The sequence below is a fragment of the Burkholderia sp. FL-7-2-10-S1-D7 genome, from assembly GCF_001524185.1.
Taxonomy (GTDB): domain Bacteria; phylum Pseudomonadota; class Gammaproteobacteria; order Burkholderiales; family Burkholderiaceae; genus Burkholderia; species Burkholderia diffusa.
Map to the genome: position 1 here is coordinate 17373 of NZ_LOWY01000100.1, position 16525 is coordinate 33897.

The following is a 16525-nucleotide window of genomic DNA, read 5'->3' on the forward strand; positions in this document are numbered from 1 at the left end:
CAGGGGGAGGAAAGGGGGCGCGCGCCGGCGGCGCGCGAGATCGTCAGTCGGCGACGTCTTCGACGGGATCGGGATCAGCCGCCATCGGTGCGTCGGCTTCCGCGCCGTCCCCGCCGCGCTCGCGATAGGTCGCCGGCGGCACGCCGAACTGCTTGCGGAACTCCCGGCCGAGGTGCGACGCGTCGGCGAACCCGCAACTCGACGCGATATCGGCGACGGTGCGGTCGGAGCTGGTCAGCAGCCAGGCGGCCGTGCGCAATCGCACCTGCTTCGCGAACGCCTGCGGGCTCTTGCCCGTTTCGGCCTTGAACAGCCGCTCGAGCTGGCGCGTCGACATGTCGAGCTTGCACGCGAGCTCCTCGAGCGGCAGCGCGCGGCCGACATGCTGTTCCATCAGGAGAATCGCGCGCTTGACCTTCGGGTGCGTGGCCGGCTCGAGGCCCGGCGGATGCGGCTGCGGCGCATTGCCCTTCTGCATCTCTCCGACGAGCAGGATGCGCAGAGCCTTCTGCACGGTCGCATGATCGAAATGGCGCAGCAGGACCGCGGCGGCGACGTCGATCGACGCACGCCCGCCCGAGCAGGTGATCCGTCGCCGGTCGATCACGAACAGGCGATCGGCGATCAGCATGTCGGGATCGGCGTTCGGGAAGCGTTCGATGAAATCCCAGTAGTGGAACCAGCTGACGCAGGTGCGGTAGCCGTCGAGCACGTTCGCGCGCATCAGCGTGAACACGCCCGTGCAGATCCCGACGAGCGTCGCGCCGCCCGTCGCCGCGCGGCGGATGAAGTCGAGCGTTTCGGGGCCGGCTTGCGGCCCCGAATGCAGCAGGCCGCCGACCACGACGACGTAGTCGAACGGCTCGGCGCTCTCGAAGGTTTCCCACGGCGTGATCTGGATCCCGCAACTCGCGCGCACCGGCGCCAGCGTTTCGCCGATCACGCTCCACGCGCAGCGCACCGGCTTGCTGTAGTCGCCGTCGTCGGCCGACAGCCGCAGCATGTCGACGAAACCCGAGAAGGCCGTGAGCGTGAAGTTCGGCAGCAGCACGATGCCGAAACGGATGCGCTGCGGCGCGGGTTCGGCGAAGGGGGAAACGGGTACGTCGGGTGTCATCGCGGTCAATCTCGTCACGCCGGGAAGGCGGGTCTCACTCGTTGCAATCTGTTCGCGGGCACGGTTGCCGGTTGGCGCGGACCCGGCCGACTTGTGGTTTTTCGTCGCCAACCATCGTCAAAACGCACTTTCCGGCCGTCCTGCGCGGGGCTTGGCGGCGGTATCCCACGCCGATGCCGTTTTTGTTCTATCGGCCAATTTTACGCTTTGATGTACTGATGCCAACGACATTTCACGTACGCCCACCCAGAGGAAGTCAGATGAACGTCAGCGCGTTCGACCTGTTCAAGATCGGCATCGGCCCGTCCAGCTCGCATACGGTTGGCCCGATGATCGCCGCGTGCCGCTTCGCGTCGCACATCGAGGACGCGAACCTGCTCGGCTTCGTGCGCCGCGTGCGGGTCGAACTATACGGCTCGCTCGGTGCAACGGGCAAGGGCCACGGCACGGACAAGGCGGTGCTGCTCGGCCTCGAGGGCCATCTGCCCGACACGATCGATCCGGACCTGATCGAGCCGCGGCTCGCGGCGATCCGCGCGGAGAAGTCGCTGGCGCTGCTCGGCAAGCAGACGATTCGCTTCGACGAGAAGGAGAACATCGGCTTCTATCGCAAGCTGATGAGCGGCACCAGCATCGTGCATCCGAACGGGATGCGCTTCCAGGCGTTCGACGAGCACGGCCAGCTGCTCGTCGAGAAGGAGTATTACTCGATCGGCGGCGGCTTCGTCGTGAACCGCGACGGCGATCGCGTGAACGGCGTGCGTGCCGCGGCCGACGTGCCGTATCCGTTCCGCACGGGCGACGACCTGATGCGCCAGTGCCGCGAACACGGGCTGTCGATCGCCGAGCTGATGCTGCGCAACGAATCCACGCTGCGTCCGGAAGAGGAAGTGCGCGCCGGGCTGCTCGCGATCTGGCGCACGATGGCCGCGTGCGTCGAGCGCGGCTGCAAGGTCGAGGGCGAACTGCCGGGCCCGATGCGCGTGAAGCGCCGCGCGGCCGAACTGAACGGGCGCCTGCGGGCGCGTTCGGAGGAGTCGCTGCGCGATCCGCTGTCGATGCTCGACTGGGTCAACCTGTATGCGATGGCCGTCAACGAGGAGAACGCGGCGGGCGGCCGGGTCGTCACCGCGCCCACGAACGGCGCGGCCGGCGTGATCCCCGCGGTGCTGCACTACTACGTGAAGTTCGTGCCGGGCTCGAACGAAGCCGGCATCGTCGAATTCCTGCTGACGGCCGCGGCGATCGGGATCATCTACAAGGAAACGGCGTCGATCTCGGGCGCGGAAGTCGGCTGCCAGGGCGAAGTGGGCGTCGCGTGCTCGATGGCCGCGGCCGCGCTCGCCGCGGTGATGGGCGGCACGCCCGACCAGGTCGAGAACGCGGCCGAGATCGGGATGGAGCACAACCTCGGCATGACCTGCGATCCGGTCGGCGGGCTCGTCCAGATTCCGTGCATCGAACGCAACGCGATGGGCGCGATCAAGGCGCTGAACGCGTCGCGCATGGCGCTCAAGGGTAACGGCCAGCACTACGTATCGCTCGATTCGGTGATCAAGACGATGCGCGAGACGGGTGCCGACATGAAGACGAAATACAAGGAAACGTCGCGCGGCGGTCTTGCCGTGAACGTCATCGAATGCTAACGAAGGATCACTAACATGAGCCGCTACTCGATATTCAGCCTGTTCCGCAACGGCCTCTCGTATCACGAGAACTGGGAAAAGCAGTGGAAGAGCCCGGAACCGAAGAAGGAATACGACGTCGTGATCGTCGGCGGCGGCGGCCACGGCCTCGCGACCGCCTACTACCTCGCGAAGGAGCACGGCATCACGAACGTCGCGATCCTCGAGAAGGGCTGGATCGGCGGCGGCAACACCGCGCGCAACACGACGATCGTGCGCTCGAACTACCTGTGGGACGAATCGGCCGCGCTGTACGAGAAGGCGATGAAGCTGTGGGAAGGGCTGTCGCAGGACCTCAACTACAACGTGATGTTCAGCCAGCGCGGCGTGATGAACCTCGCGCACACGCTGCAGGACGTGCGTGACACCGAGCGTCGCGTGAACGCGAACCGCCTGAACGGCGTCGACGCCGAATTCCTGACGCCCGCGCAGATCAAGGAAATCGAGCCGACGATCAACCTGAACAGCCGCTACCCGGTGCTCGGCGCATCGATCCAGCGCCGTGCGGGCGTCGCGCGTCACGACGCGGTGGCCTGGGGCTTCGCCCGCGGCGCCGACCGCGCCGGCGTCGACATCATCCAGAACTGCCAGGTGACGGGCATTCGTCGCGAAGGCGGCGCGGTGGTCGGCGTCGATACGGTGAAGGGATTCATCAAGGCGAAGAAGGTCGCGGTGGTCGCAGCCGGCAACACGACGACGCTCGCCGACATGGCCGGCGTGCGCCTGCCGATCGAGAGCCACCCGCTGCAGGCGCTGGTGTCCGAGCCGATCAAGCCGGTGGTCAACTCGGTGATCATGTCGAACGCGGTGCACGCGTACATCAGCCAGTCCGACAAGGGCGACCTCGTGATCGGCGCGGGTATCGACCAGTACACGGGCTTCGGCCAGCGCGGCAGCTTCCACATCATCGAAAGCACGCTGCAGGCGATCATCGAAATGTTCCCGGTGTTCTCGCGCGTGCGGATGAACCGCCAGTGGGGCGGCATCGTCGACGTGTCGCCGGACGCGTGCCCGATCATCACCAAGACCGACGTGAAGGGCCTCTACTTCAACTGCGGCTGGGGCACCGGCGGCTTCAAGGCGACGCCGGGCTCGGGCTGGGTGTTCGCGCACACGATCGCCCGCGACGAACCGCATCCGCTGAACGCGCCGTTCGCGCTCGACCGCTTCTACACGGGCCACCTGATCGACGAGCACGGCGCCGCCGCCGTCGCGCACTGACCCCCGCACTGAACGAGGAGAAAGAAACATGTTGCTGATCGAATGTCCGTGGTGCGGGCCGCGCGCCGAATCCGAATTCACGTGCGGCGGTGAAGCCGACATCGTGCGCCCGGTTGCGAACGAGAACATGACCGACCGCGAATGGGGCGAATACGTGTTCATGCGCGAGAACAAGCGCGGTATCCACCGCGAGCAGTGGCTGCACACGCAGGGCTGCCGCCGCTGGTTCAAGGTCACGCGCGACACGGTGACCTACGATATCAAGGGCTACGAAAAGTTCGGCGGCGCACCCGCCGGCAACGCACACGAAGAGGGCACGAGCAAATGAGCCAGAAAGACCGCCTCGGCACCGGTGGCCGCATCAATCGCGCGATTCCGCTGACGTTCACGTTCAACGGCCGCACGTATCAGGGCTTCCAGGGCGACACGCTCGCGTCCGCGCTGCTCGCGAACGGCGTGCACTTCGTCGCGCGCAGCTTCAAGTACCACCGTCCGCGCGGGATCGTGACGGCGGACGTCGCGGAACCGAATGCCGTCGTGCAGCTCGAGACCGGCCCGTACACGGTGCCGAACGCGCGCGCGACCGAGATCGAGCTGTACCAGGGCCTCGTCGCGACGAGCGTGAACGCCGAGCCGTCGCTCGAGAACGACAAGTACGCGATCAACCAGAAGTTCTCGCGCTTCATGCCGGCCGGGTTCTACTACAAGACCTTCATGTGGCCGCGCAACATGTGGCCGAAGTACGAGGAGAAGATCCGCGAGGCCGCCGGCCTCGGCAAGGCGCCCGAGGTGCTCGACGCCGATCGCTACGACAAATGCTACGCGCACTGCGACGTGCTCGTGGTCGGCGGTGGCCCGTCGGGCCTCGCCGCCGCGCATGCGGCCGCGACGGCCGGCGCGCGCGTGATCCTCGTCGACGACCAGCGCGAGCTCGGCGGCAGCCTGCTGTCGTGCCGCGCGGAAATCGACGCGAAGCCGGCACTGCAGTGGGTCGAGAAGATCGAGGCCGAACTGCGCAAGCTGCCCGACGTGACGATCCTGTCGCGCAGCACCGCGTTCGGTTATCAGGACCACAACCTCGTGACGGTCACGCAGCGCCTGACCGATCACCAGCCGGTGTCGATGCGCAAGGGCACGCGCGAGCTGCTGTGGAAGGTCCGCGCGAAGCGCGTGATCCTCGCGACCGGCGCGCACGAGCGTCCGATCGTGTTCGGCAACAACGACCTGCCGGGCGTGATGCTTGCCGGCGCGGTGTCCACCTACGTGCATCGCTACGGCGTGCTGCCGGGCCGCAACGTGGTCGTGTTCACGAACAACGACCGTGCGTACCAGACCGCGCTCGACCTGAAGGCGTGCGGCGCGAAGGTGACGGTCGTCGATTCGCGTGCGTCGTCGAACGGCGCGCTGCCCGCGGCCGCGAAGCGGCAGGGCGTAACGGTGATGAGCGGTGCGGTCGTGACGGCTGCTTCGGGTAAGTGGCGCGTATCGTCGGTCGACGTCGCGTCCTACACGAACGGCCAGACCGGCGGCAAGCTGCAGTCGCTGCCGTGCGACCTCGTCGCGATGTCGGGCGGCTTCAGCCCGGTGCTGCACCTGTTCGCGCAGTCGGGCGGCAAGGCGTGCTGGAACGACGAGAAGGCCTGCTTCCTGCCCGGCAAGCCCGTGCAGGCGGAAGCGAGCGTCGGTGCGGCCGCTGGCGAGTTCGGTCTCGCCCGTGCGCTACGGCTCGCGGTCGACGCGGGCGCCGAAGCGGCGAAGGCAGCGGGCTTCACGGCCGCGCAGCGCCCCGTCGCGCCGCAGGTCGCGGAAACCGTCGAAGGCCCGCTGCAGCCGTTGTGGCTTGTCGGCAGCCGCGAGGCCGCCGCACGCGGGCCGAAGCAGTTCGTCGACTTCCAGAACGACGTGGCGGCCGCCGACATCCTGCTGGCCGCGCGCGAAGGTTTCGAGTCGGTCGAGCACGTGAAGCGCTACACCGCGATGGGCTTCGGCACCGACCAGGGCAAGCTCGGCAACATCAACGGGATGGCGATCCTCGCGCAGGCGCTGGGCAAGACGATTCCGGAAACGGGCACGACGACGTTCCGCCCGAATTACACGCCCGTGTCGTTCGGGACGTTCGCGGGCCGCGAGACCGGCGACTTCCTCGACCCGATCCGCAAGACGGCCGTGCACGAATGGCACGTCGAGCACGGTGCGATGTTCGAAGACGTCGGCAACTGGAAGCGGCCGTGGTATTTCCCGAAGAAAGGCGAGGACCTGCATGCGGCCGTGAAGCGCGAATGCCTGGCGGTGCGCAACAGCGTCGGCATCCTCGACGCGTCGACGCTCGGCAAGATCGACATCCAGGGTCCGGATGCAGTGAAGCTGCTGAACTGGATGTACACGAACCCGTGGAACAAGCTCGAGATCGGCAAGTGCCGCTACGGGCTGATGCTCGACGAAAACGGGATGGTGTTCGACGACGGCGTGACGGTGCGCCTCGCCGACCAGCATTTCATGATGACGACGACCACCGGCGGCGCGGCGCGCGTGCTCACGTGGCTCGAGCGCTGGCTGCAGACCGAATGGCCCGACATGAAGGTGCGGCTCGCGTCCGTCACCGATCACTGGGCGACGTTCGCGGTGGTTGGCCCGAAGAGCCGCAAGGTCGTGCAGAAGGTGTGCCAGGACATCGACTTCGGCAACGACGCGTTCCCGTTCATGAGCTACCGGAACGGCACCGTCGCGGGCGTGAAGGCGCGCGTGATGCGGATCAGCTTCTCCGGCGAACTCGCGTACGAAGTGAACGTGCCGGCCAATGCGGGCCGCGCGGTGTGGGAAGCGCTGATGGCGGCCGGTGCCGAGTTCGACATCACGCCGTACGGCACCGAGACGATGCACGTGCTGCGCGCGGAGAAGGGCTACATCATCGTCGGCCAGGATACCGACGGCTCGATCACGCCGTATGACCTCGGGATGGGCGGGCTCGTCGCGAAGTCGAAGGACTTCCTCGGCAAGCGTTCGCTGTCGCGCTCCGATACGGCGAAGGAAGGCCGCAAGCAGTTCGTCGGCCTGCTGACCGAGGACGAACAGTTCGTGCTGCCCGAAGGCGCGCAGATCATCGCGAAGGACACGCAGGTGTCGGCGGTCGATCCGACGCCGATGATCGGCCACGTGACGTCGAGTTATTACAGCCCGATCCTGAAGCGCTCGATCGCGCTGGCGGTGGTGAAGGGCGGCCTGAACAAGATGGGCGAGAGCGTCGTGATTCCGCTGGCCAACGGCAAGCGCATCACCGCGAAGATCTCGAGCCCGGTTTTCTACGATACCGAAGGGGTGCGCCAGCATGTGGAATGAAACGAGAAACCAGTCGCAAGTGGCGGGCGCGGGCGTGAGGCTTGAATCGCCGTTCGTCGGCGCGGCCGATGTGCTGAAGGCGCATCAGGCGCGCGCATCGAAGAAGTTCATGCTGCGCGAGCGGGCCTTCCTCGATCTCGTGAACGTGCGCGGCGAGCTGAGCGACCCGGCATTCGTCAGCGCGTTCGAGCGCGTGGTCGGTTGCCGGCCGCCGTCGGCACCGAACACGGTGGCGCGCAGCGCCGAGTACGACGTGCTGTGGCTCGGTCCCGACGAGTGGCTCGTGCGCTCGAACGGGCCCGTGCAGGCGGGCGTGCTCGAGGCGCAGCTCGCGGAGGCCGTGCAGGGTTCGTTTGCGGCGGCGGTCGACGTCGGCAGCGGCTACACGGTCGTCGAGGTCAGCGGCGAACGCGTGCGCGACGTGATCGCGCGCGGCTGCCCGCTCGATCTGCATCCGCGCGTGTTCAAGCCGGGCCAGTGCGCGCAGTCGCACTACTTCAAGTCGCCGATCACGCTGATCCCGACCGGCGACGATACGTTCGAGATCGTCCTGCGTCGCAGCTTCGCCGACTATTTCGTGCGCATCATGCTCGACGCCGCGGCGCCGCTTACGTCATGAAGCCGTTCGACGAACCGTTCGTGGCGATCGACGCGCCGCGCCTGCGCGGGCGCGGCTGGAGCGTGTTCGTCGACGAACTGAAGGTGCCCGCGCGGATCGGCATCCACGCGCACGAGCACGAGGCGCCGCAGCCGATCGTGATCGATGCACAGCTCGGGTATCGCTGCGAGCCGAGCGAGCAGGGCGAGTGGATCGACTACGACGGTTACTGCGCCCGCGTCGCGTCGTTCCTGTCGCACAAGCCGCATACGCGGCTGCTCGAAACGCTCGTCGCCGATCTCGCGGTGATGTCGTTCCGCGAATGGCCCGCGCTGGAATCGCTGACGCTGTCGATGTACAAGCCGAAGATCCGGCCGGGGACGAAGCGCGTCGGCGTGTCGCTCGACTGGACGCGTGGGGATTACCTGCGGTGGACGGGGGCGGCGGGGCAGCTGTGACGGGCTGAGCAGCCCGTATCGTGCCAAGGCGGCGCGTCATGACGACATCATGACGCGCCGTTTCTCTTTGCAGCGCTTATGCCGCGCCGCTCAGCGCCGGATAGTCGACATACCCGCGTGCATCGCCGCCGAAGAACGTCTCGCGCTGTGCGTCGTTCATCGGTGCGCCCGTCTTCACGCGCGTCACGAAATCCGGATTGGCGAGCACCATCTGGCCATACGCTTCGAGATCGGCGAGACCCGATGCCACATCGGCACCGATCGCGTCGCGCGTGCGCCCCGGGCGGTTCAGGATCAGCGTGCCGCGCCAGCGCGCACGCAGGTCCGCGAGCAGCGATTCATCGCCCTGATGCATCACGTGCAAATAGGCGAGGCCGAGCGCGTCGAGCTGCGTCGCCAGGTAGCGGTACAGCTCGGCGCATTCCGGACCTTCGTCGATCCCCCACAGCGTGGTGCCGGGCGACAGGCGAATCGCCGTGCGATCCGCGCCGATCTCGTCGGCGATCGCGGCAGCGACTTCGATCGCGAAGCGCGCGCGATTCTCGATCGATCCGCCGTATTCGTCGGTGCGCGTATTGGCGTTCGGCGCGAAGAACTGCTGGACCAGATACCCGTTCGCACCGTGAATCTCGACGCCGTCGGCGCCGGCCTCGATCGCGCGTCGCGCGGCGAAGCGGAAGTCGTTCACCGTGTCGCGCACCTCGGCCGTCGTCAGTGCGCGCGGCGCCGGAATTTCCTGCATGCCCGTCGCCGTGAACATCGGCACGCCCGGCGCGATCGCCGACGGCGCGACCCCTTGCCGGTGGTGCGGCGTGTTGTCCGGATGCGACATGCGGCCCACGTGCATCAGCTGGATGAACAGGCGGCCGCCGCGCGCATGCACGTCGTCGCTGATCGTCTTCCAGCCGGCGACGTGCGCGTCGGTATAAATACCCGGCGTCGTCAGGTAGCCTTGGCCGTCGGCCGACGGTTGCGTGCCCTCGGTGACGATCAGCCCGAGGCCCGCGCGCTGCGCGTAGTACTCGGCGGCCCACGCGCCGGGCGTGCCGTCGAACGCGGCGCGGCTGCGCGTCATCGGCGCCATCACGAGGCGGTTGTCGAGCGTGTACCGGCCGACGCGCACCGGGGCGAACAGTTGCGGCGTGTCCTGGTCGGTCGGGGCCGGGACGAACAGTTGTTTCATCGCGTTTTCCTCATCGAAGTTCGGGATGCGCCACCGGGGCGATGCCGCATCGGGCGGCAGCCGCGCACGTTGCGCCGGCCTCGCCTCCACGTCAGCATCATCCATTGCTTCCTTTTCGAGATAAACCGGGTATCGTGGAGATCATTGATCCATTGATGGAGCAGTTGGCATGGAGCTGCTGAACGACATGGCGCTGTTCGTGGAGGTCGTGAAGGCGCACGGCTTTCGTAGTGCCGCCCAGACGCTGGGGATGCCGAATTCGACGTTGTCGCGGCGGATCGGCGCGCTGGAAAAGGCAATCGGCTTGCGATTGCTGCATCGCACGACGCGCCGGATCGAGCTCACGGAGGCCGGGCAGCTGTACTTCGAGCGCTGCAAGCGCATCGTCGACGAGGCGCGGCTCGCGCACGAGCAGCTCGGCGGGCTGCTGGCCGAACCGTCCGGGGTGCTGCGCGCGTCGTTTCCGGTCGATTTCGCGGTGATCTACCTGACGCCGCTGATCGTCGAATTCGCGGAACGGTATCCGAAGCTGACGTTCGATTTCGAGCTGACGTCGCGGCGCGTCGACCTGGTGAGCGAGCCGTTCGATGTCGCGATCCGCATCGGCGAATCCGCGGACTCGCAGCTCGTCGCGCGGCGGCTCGCGACGTTGCGCAGCAACCTGTATGCATCGCCACGCTATCTCGAACGTTCGGGCGAGCCGCTCGAACCAGGCGACCTGACGCGCCATCAGTGTCTGAGCGTGCAACGCGTCACCACGTGGACGCTGCGTCGCGGCGAGCGCACGGTCGACGTGCCGGTGGGCGGGCGGTTCGTCGTCAACAGCGTCGGCATGAACCGGCAACTGGCCGTGCACGACGCGGGGATCATCCAGTTGCCGGAGGAAGTGGTGGCCGACGACGTGGCCGCCGGCCGGTTGCGCTGCGTGCTACCGGAATGGGAGGGCACCCCGGTGCCCATCTATGCGATGACCGAAACGCGTTTGCTGCCCGCGAAAACGCAGCATTTCATCGAATTTCTGCGCGCGCATTTCGCACGCGAGTGAGCGGCGGTATGTGCCGTCGTGCGTCCCGCCGCTGCGGGATACGCAGGTACGCGCGGTGGGTAGCGTGAGGTGCGCTTACTTCGCGTTGCGGCTCGCGGCGGGCGCCGCGGTCGACAGATCGCTGACCGGCATCATACGCGCGCTCGTGTCGTTCGCGCCTTTCGCGCCGTCTTCGGGTTCGAGCACGAAGCGGAACGTGTCGACCCGCTGCATCACCTTTGCCGCATACGCATTCGATCCGCCGTAGCTTTTCAACCCGGCCTGCACGTTGCCGCCGGCCGCCCGCACATAGCCCGACAGAATCTTCGAGCCGGCTTCGACGTTCGCATTCGGTTCGGTCAGGTCTTTCACGTTGCGCAGCATGCCGCGGTGCGCGGAAGGCACGACCTGCATCAGTCCGGTCGCGCCATGCTGGCCGCGCGCCTTTTCCTGGAAGCGCGATTCGATCGAGATGATGGCGTAAACGAGTGCAGGAGGCAGCGAATATTTCGTCGCAGTCATGCTCACGATATCGGCGAGCTTCGCGGCGCGCTCTTTCGCGACGCCGAATTTTTTCGTCAGGTAGGACGTGATGCGACGATTTGCTTCGTTGGGCTGATCGTTCGCGAGCGGGTTGGATGCGTCGGTCGGCGCGGATGCGGCGGCTTCGGGCGCGGAGGCAGGCAATGCGGGCGCCTGCTGCGCCGAGGCCTGGTGCGCGATGCCGAGCGAAAACACGATCAGCCAGAGAAACCGTCGTCGCATGGTGAAGTGCGGGGAAATGGGAGGCGCATAGTATATCGGCCAATCATCGGGCGTGTGCGAGTGCGGGCTCGAATGAAAGCGCGATGTAGGATTTTGTCGGCGGGTGCCTCGCACGGACTCGATCGTTGCACGAACACGTATCGGAGTCCGGATGAAGAACGGCCGGATTTTCTCTGGCGCCCCCATTTCATACGCGTGTCGCGATCGCGGATGCGTGCTACGGCCGCCGCGCGCTCGCCACCCGTGCAAGTGCGCCGATCGCATCACTGACCAGCACCGCGAGCAGCCCGACGATCACGCCGCCCTGCAGCACGAACGCCGTGTTCGACGTCTGCAGGCCTGCGATGATCACGTCGCCGAGCCCGCGCGCGGCGACCGTCGAGCCGATCGTCGCGGTGCCGAGATTGATCACGACCGCGAGCCGGATGCCGTTCACGATCACCGGAAACGCGAGCGGCAGCTCGACCGACGTCAGTTGCTGCCAGCCGCTCATCCCCATCCCGCGCGCGGCGTCGACGACGTCGCGCGGCACGTCTTCGAGCCCCGCGATCGTGCTCTCGAAAATCGGCAGGAGCCCGTACAACACGAGCGCGATCAGCACGGGTTTCAGCCCGAAGCCGACGGCCGGCACCGCGAGCGCCAGCACTGCCACCGGCGGAAAGGTCTGGCCGATGTCGACGACGCTGCGCGCGACCGGCAGGAAATCCGCGCCGGCCGGCCGCGTGACCGCGATGCCGGCCGCGACCGCGACCAGCGTGCCGATCAGGCTCGACAGCGCGACGGTGCCGAGATGCGCGAGCGTGAGGTCGAGCAGGCTCGCGCGATCGTAGATGACGGGCGCGCCGTTGTCCGCGAACGGCGCGAACACGCCCTGCAGCGACTCGGGCCGCAGCAGCAGCACGAGCAGCAGCGCAAGTGCGGCCGCACGCGCGACATACGCAGGGAACCGCCGCGGCAGGGTCGAACGCGCGGGCTTCATCGTCATGCGGGCTTCCTCGCATGCGCGCGGATCGCATCGAGGGTGATGCGGCGCGCAGCGTGCCCGTTGCCGTCGTCGACGGGCAATGCGTCCGCTCCTCGCCACAGCAGCTCGGACACCGCATCGCGCAGCGTGCGCGTCGCGGCGATCGGTTCGCCGTCGGCATGGCCGGGTTCGGCCACCACGTCGATCGGCGTCAGCGCGAGCAGGCGCAGCGGCCGGTCCACGCCGGCGACGAGCTGCTCGACGACACCCGCGGCCGGCTTGCCGAGGATCTCGGCCGGCGGCGCGACCTGCAGCAGCCGTCCGCCGTCCATCACCGCGATCGTGTCGCCGAGCTTCAGCGCTTCCTCGATATCGTGCGTGACGATCACGACCGTGATGCCGAGGCGGCGCTGCAGCGCGTACAGGTCGTCCTGCGCCTTGTTGCGGATGATCGGATCGAGCGCGCCGAACGGCTCGTCCATCAGCAGCATCGCGGGCTCGGCCGCGAGCGCACGCGCGACGCCGACGCGCTGCTGCTGGCCGCCCGACAGTTCATGCGGCAGCTTGGCCGCGAATTCGGTCGGTGCGAGATGAAACAGGTCGAGCAGTTCGCGCACGCGTGCGTCGATGCGCTCGGCCGGCCAGCCGAGCAGGCGCGGCACGGTCGCGATGTTGCGCGCGACGCTCCAGTGCGGAAACAGGCCGTGCCCCTGGATCACGTAGCCGATGCGCCGCCGCAACTGCTCGGGCGGCACGCTCGCGGTGTCGACGCCGTCGATGCGGATCGTGCCGGCGGTCGGCGCGATCAGCCGGTTGATCATCCGCAGCAGCGTCGACTTGCCGCTGCCCGATGCGCCGACGAGCGCGGTGATCGTGCCTTGCTTCATCGTCAGCGACACGTCGTCGACGGCGACGACGTCGCCGAAGCGTTTGCCGATGCGTTCGATCTCGATCATGCGGTACGTCCCTTCGCAAGCGTGGTCGCGGCTTCGAACACGACGGCGGCCGCCAGTGCGAGCGCGATCGTCGGGATCGCGCCGAGCAGGACGAGATCGGCGGCCGATTGCCCGATCCCCTGGAAGATGAAGGTGCCGAAGCCGCCGCCGCCGATCAGCGCGGCGACCGCGGTCAGCCCGATGTTCTGCACGAGCACGATGCGCACGCCGCTCAGAATCACCGGCAATGCGAGCACGAGATCGACGCGCAGCAGCCGCTGCGCGCGCGTCATGCCCATCGCGCGAGCCGCTTCGGTCACATGCGGCGGCACCTGTTCGAGCCCGACCACGACGCTCGACGCGATCGGCAGCAGCGAGTAGAGAAACAGCGCGAGCACGGCCGGCGCGACGCCGATCCCGCGGATGCCGAGCGCGGCCGCGAGCGGCACGTGCGCGGCGAGCAGGCCGAGCGGTGCCATCATCAGCCCGTACATCGCGATACTCGGGATCGTCTGCACGATATTGAGCACCGGCATCACGACGGTGCGCACCGGTGCGACCCGCGCACACGCGACGCCGAGCGGCAGGCCCGCGACAAGCGCGGCCGCGACCGATCCGCCCGCGAGCGACACGTGCCGGATTGCTTCGCGCCAGAAGTCGTCGCTGCGCACCGCGTATTCGCGCATCACGGACAGGCCGTCCCACCAGCCGGTCGCAAGCGGCACCGATATCGCTGCGATCGCGACGATGAGTGCGACGAGGCGGCGCCACGGGCCGAAGGCGAGCCGCGCGAGGGCGTCGGCGACCAGCACCGCCCAGGCGAACAGCAGCAGCCAGACGCCTGCCGCGGGCGACACGCGTGCGAGCACGTCGTCGGGTGCGACGACGTGCGTCGCCGCGGCGCCGACCGCGTAGGCCAGCGTCGCGAGCCACGTGCAGCCCGCCGCGAGCCGCCACGCGGGACGGCTCGCCGTCATCGCCCACAACGCGCCGACGACCCACAACGCGGCGAGCGCGGCCCCCTGCACCGCGGGCAGCGCGGCGAACGCCGACAGCCCCGTGCCGGCCGCGATGCGGTTCGGCCGAAGCACCATGAACGGCAGGCCGAACACCGCGACGATCGTCAGGACACCGATCAGGATGCCGACTTTATCCAGCGCGATGCGTCGCGCGGACGCCACCGCGCGACCCGTCACTTGACGAAGCCTTTCGACTTCAGGTAGCTCTTTGCCACGCTGGCGGCCGGTTCGCCGTTGATCTGGATGCGCGCGTTCAGCATTTGCAGCGTCTTCAGGTCGAGGCTTGCGAACACCGGCTTCAGGTACTCGGCGATTTGCGGATGTGCTTTGAGCACGACTTCGCGAATCACCGGCGTCGGCGCGTAGACGGGCTGCACGTGCTTGTCGTCGTCGAGTACGACGAGGCCGCTCGATGCGATCCCGCCGTCGGTGCCGTACACCATCGCCGCGTTCACGCCGTCGGTCTGGTTCGCGGCGGCCTTGATCGTCGCGGCCGTGTCGCCGCCCGACAGTACGACGAGCTGATCCGGTTTCAGCTTGAAGCCGTAGGCCTTCTCGAACGACGGCAGCGCGGACGCGCTGTTCACGAATTCGGCCGACGCCGCGAGCTTCAGCTTGCCGCCGCCCGCGATCCACTTGCCGAAATCCGAGAAAGTCTTCAGGTGCTGCGCTTGCGCGACCGGCGCGAGCACGGCGATGCCCCACGTGTTGTTCGCGGGCGCGGGTGCGAGCCAGACGAGATGGGTGGCGGCATAGTCGAGCTTCTTCGCGGTGTCGTAGCCCTGGCTCGCGTCCTTCCAGAGGGGATCGTCGGCCTTGTTGAAGAAGAACGCGGCGTTGCCCGTGTATTCGGGGTAGATGTCGATTTCGCCGCTCGTGAGCGCCTTGCGCACGATCGGCGTCGTGCCGAGCGCGATCTTTTCGGTGACGGGGATGCCATGGGACTTCAGCACCTGTGCGATGACGTTGCCGAGCAGGTTGCCTTCGGTGTCGATCTTCGACGACACCACGACGGGCGTGTCGGCGTGCGCGCCGGGTGCCACGACAGCGGCGGCGAACGCGAGGCCCAGGATTCGGGCGGGCAGGGCGAGCTTCATCGGGGCCATTCTCCAGAACGGGGACGTACGCCGAAAGTTACTTGACTGAGTCGGCTTTGGCAAACCATGTGCGGCGGCACGTCCACAGCGCGCGTGGGGATAACCCGCGCGCGTCACGCGCCGTTGTTAAACTGGAACGCATTCCCGCCTGCGGACATTTGCTGACATGAAGCCTGAGCTGCTGGTCCTTATCGCGCTGCGCGACGACGCGCACCGCCAGATCGCCGCGTCATACGACGTCCATCATGCACCGTTCGCCGATGAACGCGAACGCGCGATCGCCGAACACGGCAGCACGATCCGCGCGGTGTTGACCAACGGCAGCACGGGCCTGACAGCTGCCGAAATCGATCGTCTGCCGCAGCTCACGTTCGTCAGCGCGCTCGGCGCGGGCTACGAGCACATCGATGTCGCGCATGCGAAGGCGCGCGGCATCACCGTGGTGACGGGCGCAGGCACCAACGACGATTGCGTCGCCGATCACGCGTTCGCGCTGCTGCTGGCGGCCGTGCGCAACGTCGTGCAACTCGATGCGAACACCCGCGCCGGCGTATGGCGCGACGCGCTGCCGATGCCGCCGAACGTGTCGGGCAAGAAACTCGGTATCGTCGGGCTCGGCAAGATCGGCGAGAAGTGTGCGCGGCGCGCGGCCGGCTTCGACATCGAGATCGGTTATCACAACCGTTCTGCGAAGGATGTTCCGTATCGCTATTTCGATCGTGTCGAGGCGCTCGCGCAATGGGCCGATTTCCTGATCGTCGCGACGCCGGGCGGCGCGGGCACGCGTCATCTGATCGATCGCACGGTGCTCGACGCGCTCGGCCCCAGCGGGTTTCTCGTCAACGTGTCGCGCGGCAGCGTTGTCGATTCTGCTGCGTTGGCGGATGCGCTGCGCGAACGGCGCATCTCGGGCGCCGGGCTCGACGTGTACGAAGGCGAGCCGGAGCCGCCGCGCGCGCTCACGGCGCTCGACAATATCGTGCTGACGCCGCACATGGGCGGCTGGTCGCCGGAGGCGCTCGATCGTTCGGTCCAGCAGTTTCTCGACAACGCCGCGCGGCATTTCGCGGGGGAGCCGGTGCTGACGCCGTTGTGAGCGGGGGCGACGCCTTCGATACGTGTC

Annotated in this window: 15 protein-coding genes; 8 read left to right on the top strand and 7 right to left on the bottom strand. The window is 67.6% G+C overall.

Going from position 1 to position 16525, the window contains the following annotated elements:
- Positions 1–43 precede the first annotated feature (43 nt).
- Positions 44–1117 carry a GlxA family transcriptional regulator gene (locus WS75_RS28175; RefSeq protein WP_059686334.1) on the bottom strand — a complete coding sequence of 358 codons (1074 nt, stop codon included), beginning with the start codon at positions 1115–1117 and terminating at the stop codon, positions 44–46.
- Positions 1118–1377: 260 nt separating this feature from the next.
- Between WS75_RS28175 and WS75_RS28180 the strand changes: the two genes are divergently transcribed.
- From WS75_RS28180 to WS75_RS28205, 6 genes are read left to right on the top strand one after another with little or no spacing between them, the layout of a single operon-like run.
- The gene (locus WS75_RS28180) at positions 1378–2763 is read left to right on the top strand and encodes an L-serine ammonia-lyase (protein ID WP_059685500.1); all 1386 of its coding nucleotides are present in this window, start codon (positions 1378–1380) and stop codon (positions 2761–2763) included.
- A 15-nt stretch (positions 2764–2778) separates the two neighbouring features.
- Entirely contained in the window at positions 2779–4023 is a 1245-nt protein-coding gene (locus WS75_RS28185; protein WP_034180813.1) for a sarcosine oxidase subunit beta family protein, read from the top strand.
- A gap of 28 nt (positions 4024–4051) precedes the next feature.
- Entirely contained in the window at positions 4052–4351 is a 300-nt protein-coding gene (locus WS75_RS28190; protein ID WP_059685502.1) for a sarcosine oxidase subunit delta, read from the top strand.
- Positions 4348–7359, top strand: a complete 3012-nt coding sequence (locus tag WS75_RS28195; RefSeq protein WP_059685504.1) for a sarcosine oxidase subunit alpha family protein — start codon at positions 4348–4350, stop codon at positions 7357–7359. The genes WS75_RS28190 and WS75_RS28195 overlap by 4 nt, the downstream gene beginning before the upstream one ends.
- The gene (locus WS75_RS28200) at positions 7349–7978 is read left to right on the top strand and encodes a sarcosine oxidase subunit gamma (protein ID WP_059685506.1); all 630 of its coding nucleotides are present in this window, start codon (positions 7349–7351) and stop codon (positions 7976–7978) included. Before WS75_RS28195 ends, WS75_RS28200 begins: the two co-directional genes overlap by 11 nt.
- On the top strand, positions 7975–8415 hold the full coding sequence (locus WS75_RS28205) for a dihydroneopterin aldolase (RefSeq protein WP_059685508.1): 441 nt from the start codon (positions 7975–7977) through the stop codon (positions 8413–8415). Before WS75_RS28200 ends, WS75_RS28205 begins: the two co-directional genes overlap by 4 nt.
- Before the next feature lie 76 nt (positions 8416–8491).
- On the opposite strand, the gene WS75_RS28210 is transcribed toward WS75_RS28205, so the two are convergent.
- Positions 8492–9598, bottom strand: a complete 1107-nt coding sequence (locus tag WS75_RS28210; RefSeq protein WP_059686335.1) for an alkene reductase — start codon at positions 9596–9598, stop codon at positions 8492–8494.
- 169 nt (positions 9599–9767) lie between these two features.
- On the opposite strand from WS75_RS28210, the gene WS75_RS28215 reads away from it, so the two are divergent.
- Entirely contained in the window at positions 9768–10643 is an 876-nt protein-coding gene (locus WS75_RS28215) for a LysR family transcriptional regulator (RefSeq protein WP_059685510.1), read from the top strand.
- A gap of 75 nt (positions 10644–10718) precedes the next feature.
- On the opposite strand, the gene WS75_RS28220 is transcribed toward WS75_RS28215, so the two are convergent.
- The 5 genes from WS75_RS28220 to osmF all read right to left on the bottom strand — a co-directional run bounded on the left by WS75_RS28220 (position 10719) and on the right by osmF (position 15402).
- Entirely contained in the window at positions 10719–11387 is a 669-nt protein-coding gene (locus tag WS75_RS28220) for a lytic transglycosylase domain-containing protein (RefSeq protein ID WP_059685512.1), read from the bottom strand.
- Positions 11388–11604: 217 nt separating this feature from the next.
- Positions 11605–12372, bottom strand: coding sequence for an ABC transporter permease (locus WS75_RS28225; RefSeq protein WP_156429909.1), 768 nt, complete (start codon positions 12370–12372; stop codon positions 11605–11607).
- A complete protein-coding gene (locus tag WS75_RS28230; RefSeq protein ID WP_059685514.1) occupies positions 12369–13307 on the bottom strand; it encodes an ABC transporter ATP-binding protein in 939 nt (312 codons plus the stop codon). Before WS75_RS28230 ends, WS75_RS28225 begins: the two co-directional genes overlap by 4 nt.
- Positions 13304–14482: an ABC transporter permease gene (locus WS75_RS28235; protein ID WP_059685516.1), complete on the bottom strand. Its 1179-nt coding sequence runs from the start codon at positions 14480–14482 to the stop codon at positions 13304–13306. Before WS75_RS28235 ends, WS75_RS28230 begins: the two co-directional genes overlap by 4 nt.
- Positions 14479–15402 (bottom strand): glycine betaine ABC transporter substrate-binding protein OsmF, encoded by a 924-nt coding sequence (gene osmF / locus WS75_RS28240; protein ID WP_059685517.1) that lies wholly within the window; start codon positions 15400–15402, stop codon positions 14479–14481. Before osmF ends, WS75_RS28235 begins: the two co-directional genes overlap by 4 nt.
- A 166-nt stretch (positions 15403–15568) precedes the next feature.
- Here osmF and WS75_RS28245 point away from each other — a divergent pair, with 166 nt between their 5' ends.
- Positions 15569–16498 (top strand): 2-hydroxyacid dehydrogenase, encoded by a 930-nt coding sequence (locus WS75_RS28245; protein WP_059685519.1) that lies wholly within the window; start codon positions 15569–15571, stop codon positions 16496–16498.
- Positions 16499–16525 lie beyond the last annotated feature (27 nt).

What these genes read in the sequence shown, in the direction of transcription:
- WS75_RS28175 (WP_059686334.1), bottom strand. Translation starts at nt 1,117, where the DNA reads ATGACACCCGACGTACCCGTTTCCCCCTTCGCCGAACCCGCGCCGCAG.
- WS75_RS28180 (WP_059685500.1), top strand. Translation starts at nt 1,378, where the DNA reads ATGAACGTCAGCGCGTTCGACCTGTTCAAGATCGGCATCGGCCCGTCC.
- WS75_RS28185 (WP_034180813.1), top strand. Translation starts at nt 2,779, where the DNA reads ATGAGCCGCTACTCGATATTCAGCCTGTTCCGCAACGGCCTCTCGTAT.
- WS75_RS28190 (WP_059685502.1), top strand. Translation starts at nt 4,052, where the DNA reads ATGTTGCTGATCGAATGTCCGTGGTGCGGGCCGCGCGCCGAATCCGAA.
- WS75_RS28195 (WP_059685504.1), top strand. Translation starts at nt 4,348, where the DNA reads ATGAGCCAGAAAGACCGCCTCGGCACCGGTGGCCGCATCAATCGCGCG.
- WS75_RS28200 (WP_059685506.1), top strand. Translation starts at nt 7,349, where the DNA reads ATGTGGAATGAAACGAGAAACCAGTCGCAAGTGGCGGGCGCGGGCGTG.
- WS75_RS28205 (WP_059685508.1), top strand. Translation starts at nt 7,975, where the DNA reads ATGAAGCCGTTCGACGAACCGTTCGTGGCGATCGACGCGCCGCGCCTG.
- WS75_RS28210 (WP_059686335.1), bottom strand. Translation starts at nt 9,598, where the DNA reads ATGAAACAACTGTTCGTCCCGGCCCCGACCGACCAGGACACGCCGCAA.
- WS75_RS28215 (WP_059685510.1), top strand. Translation starts at nt 9,768, where the DNA reads ATGGAGCTGCTGAACGACATGGCGCTGTTCGTGGAGGTCGTGAAGGCG.
- WS75_RS28220 (WP_059685512.1), bottom strand. Translation starts at nt 11,387, where the DNA reads ATGCGACGACGGTTTCTCTGGCTGATCGTGTTTTCGCTCGGCATCGCG.
- WS75_RS28225 (WP_156429909.1), bottom strand. Translation starts at nt 12,372, where the DNA reads ATGACGATGAAGCCCGCGCGTTCGACCCTGCCGCGGCGGTTCCCTGCG.
- WS75_RS28230 (WP_059685514.1), bottom strand. Translation starts at nt 13,307, where the DNA reads ATGATCGAGATCGAACGCATCGGCAAACGCTTCGGCGACGTCGTCGCC.
- osmF (WP_059685517.1), bottom strand. Translation starts at nt 15,402, where the DNA reads ATGAAGCTCGCCCTGCCCGCCCGAATCCTGGGCCTCGCGTTCGCCGCC.
- WS75_RS28245 (WP_059685519.1), top strand. Translation starts at nt 15,569, where the DNA reads ATGAAGCCTGAGCTGCTGGTCCTTATCGCGCTGCGCGACGACGCGCAC.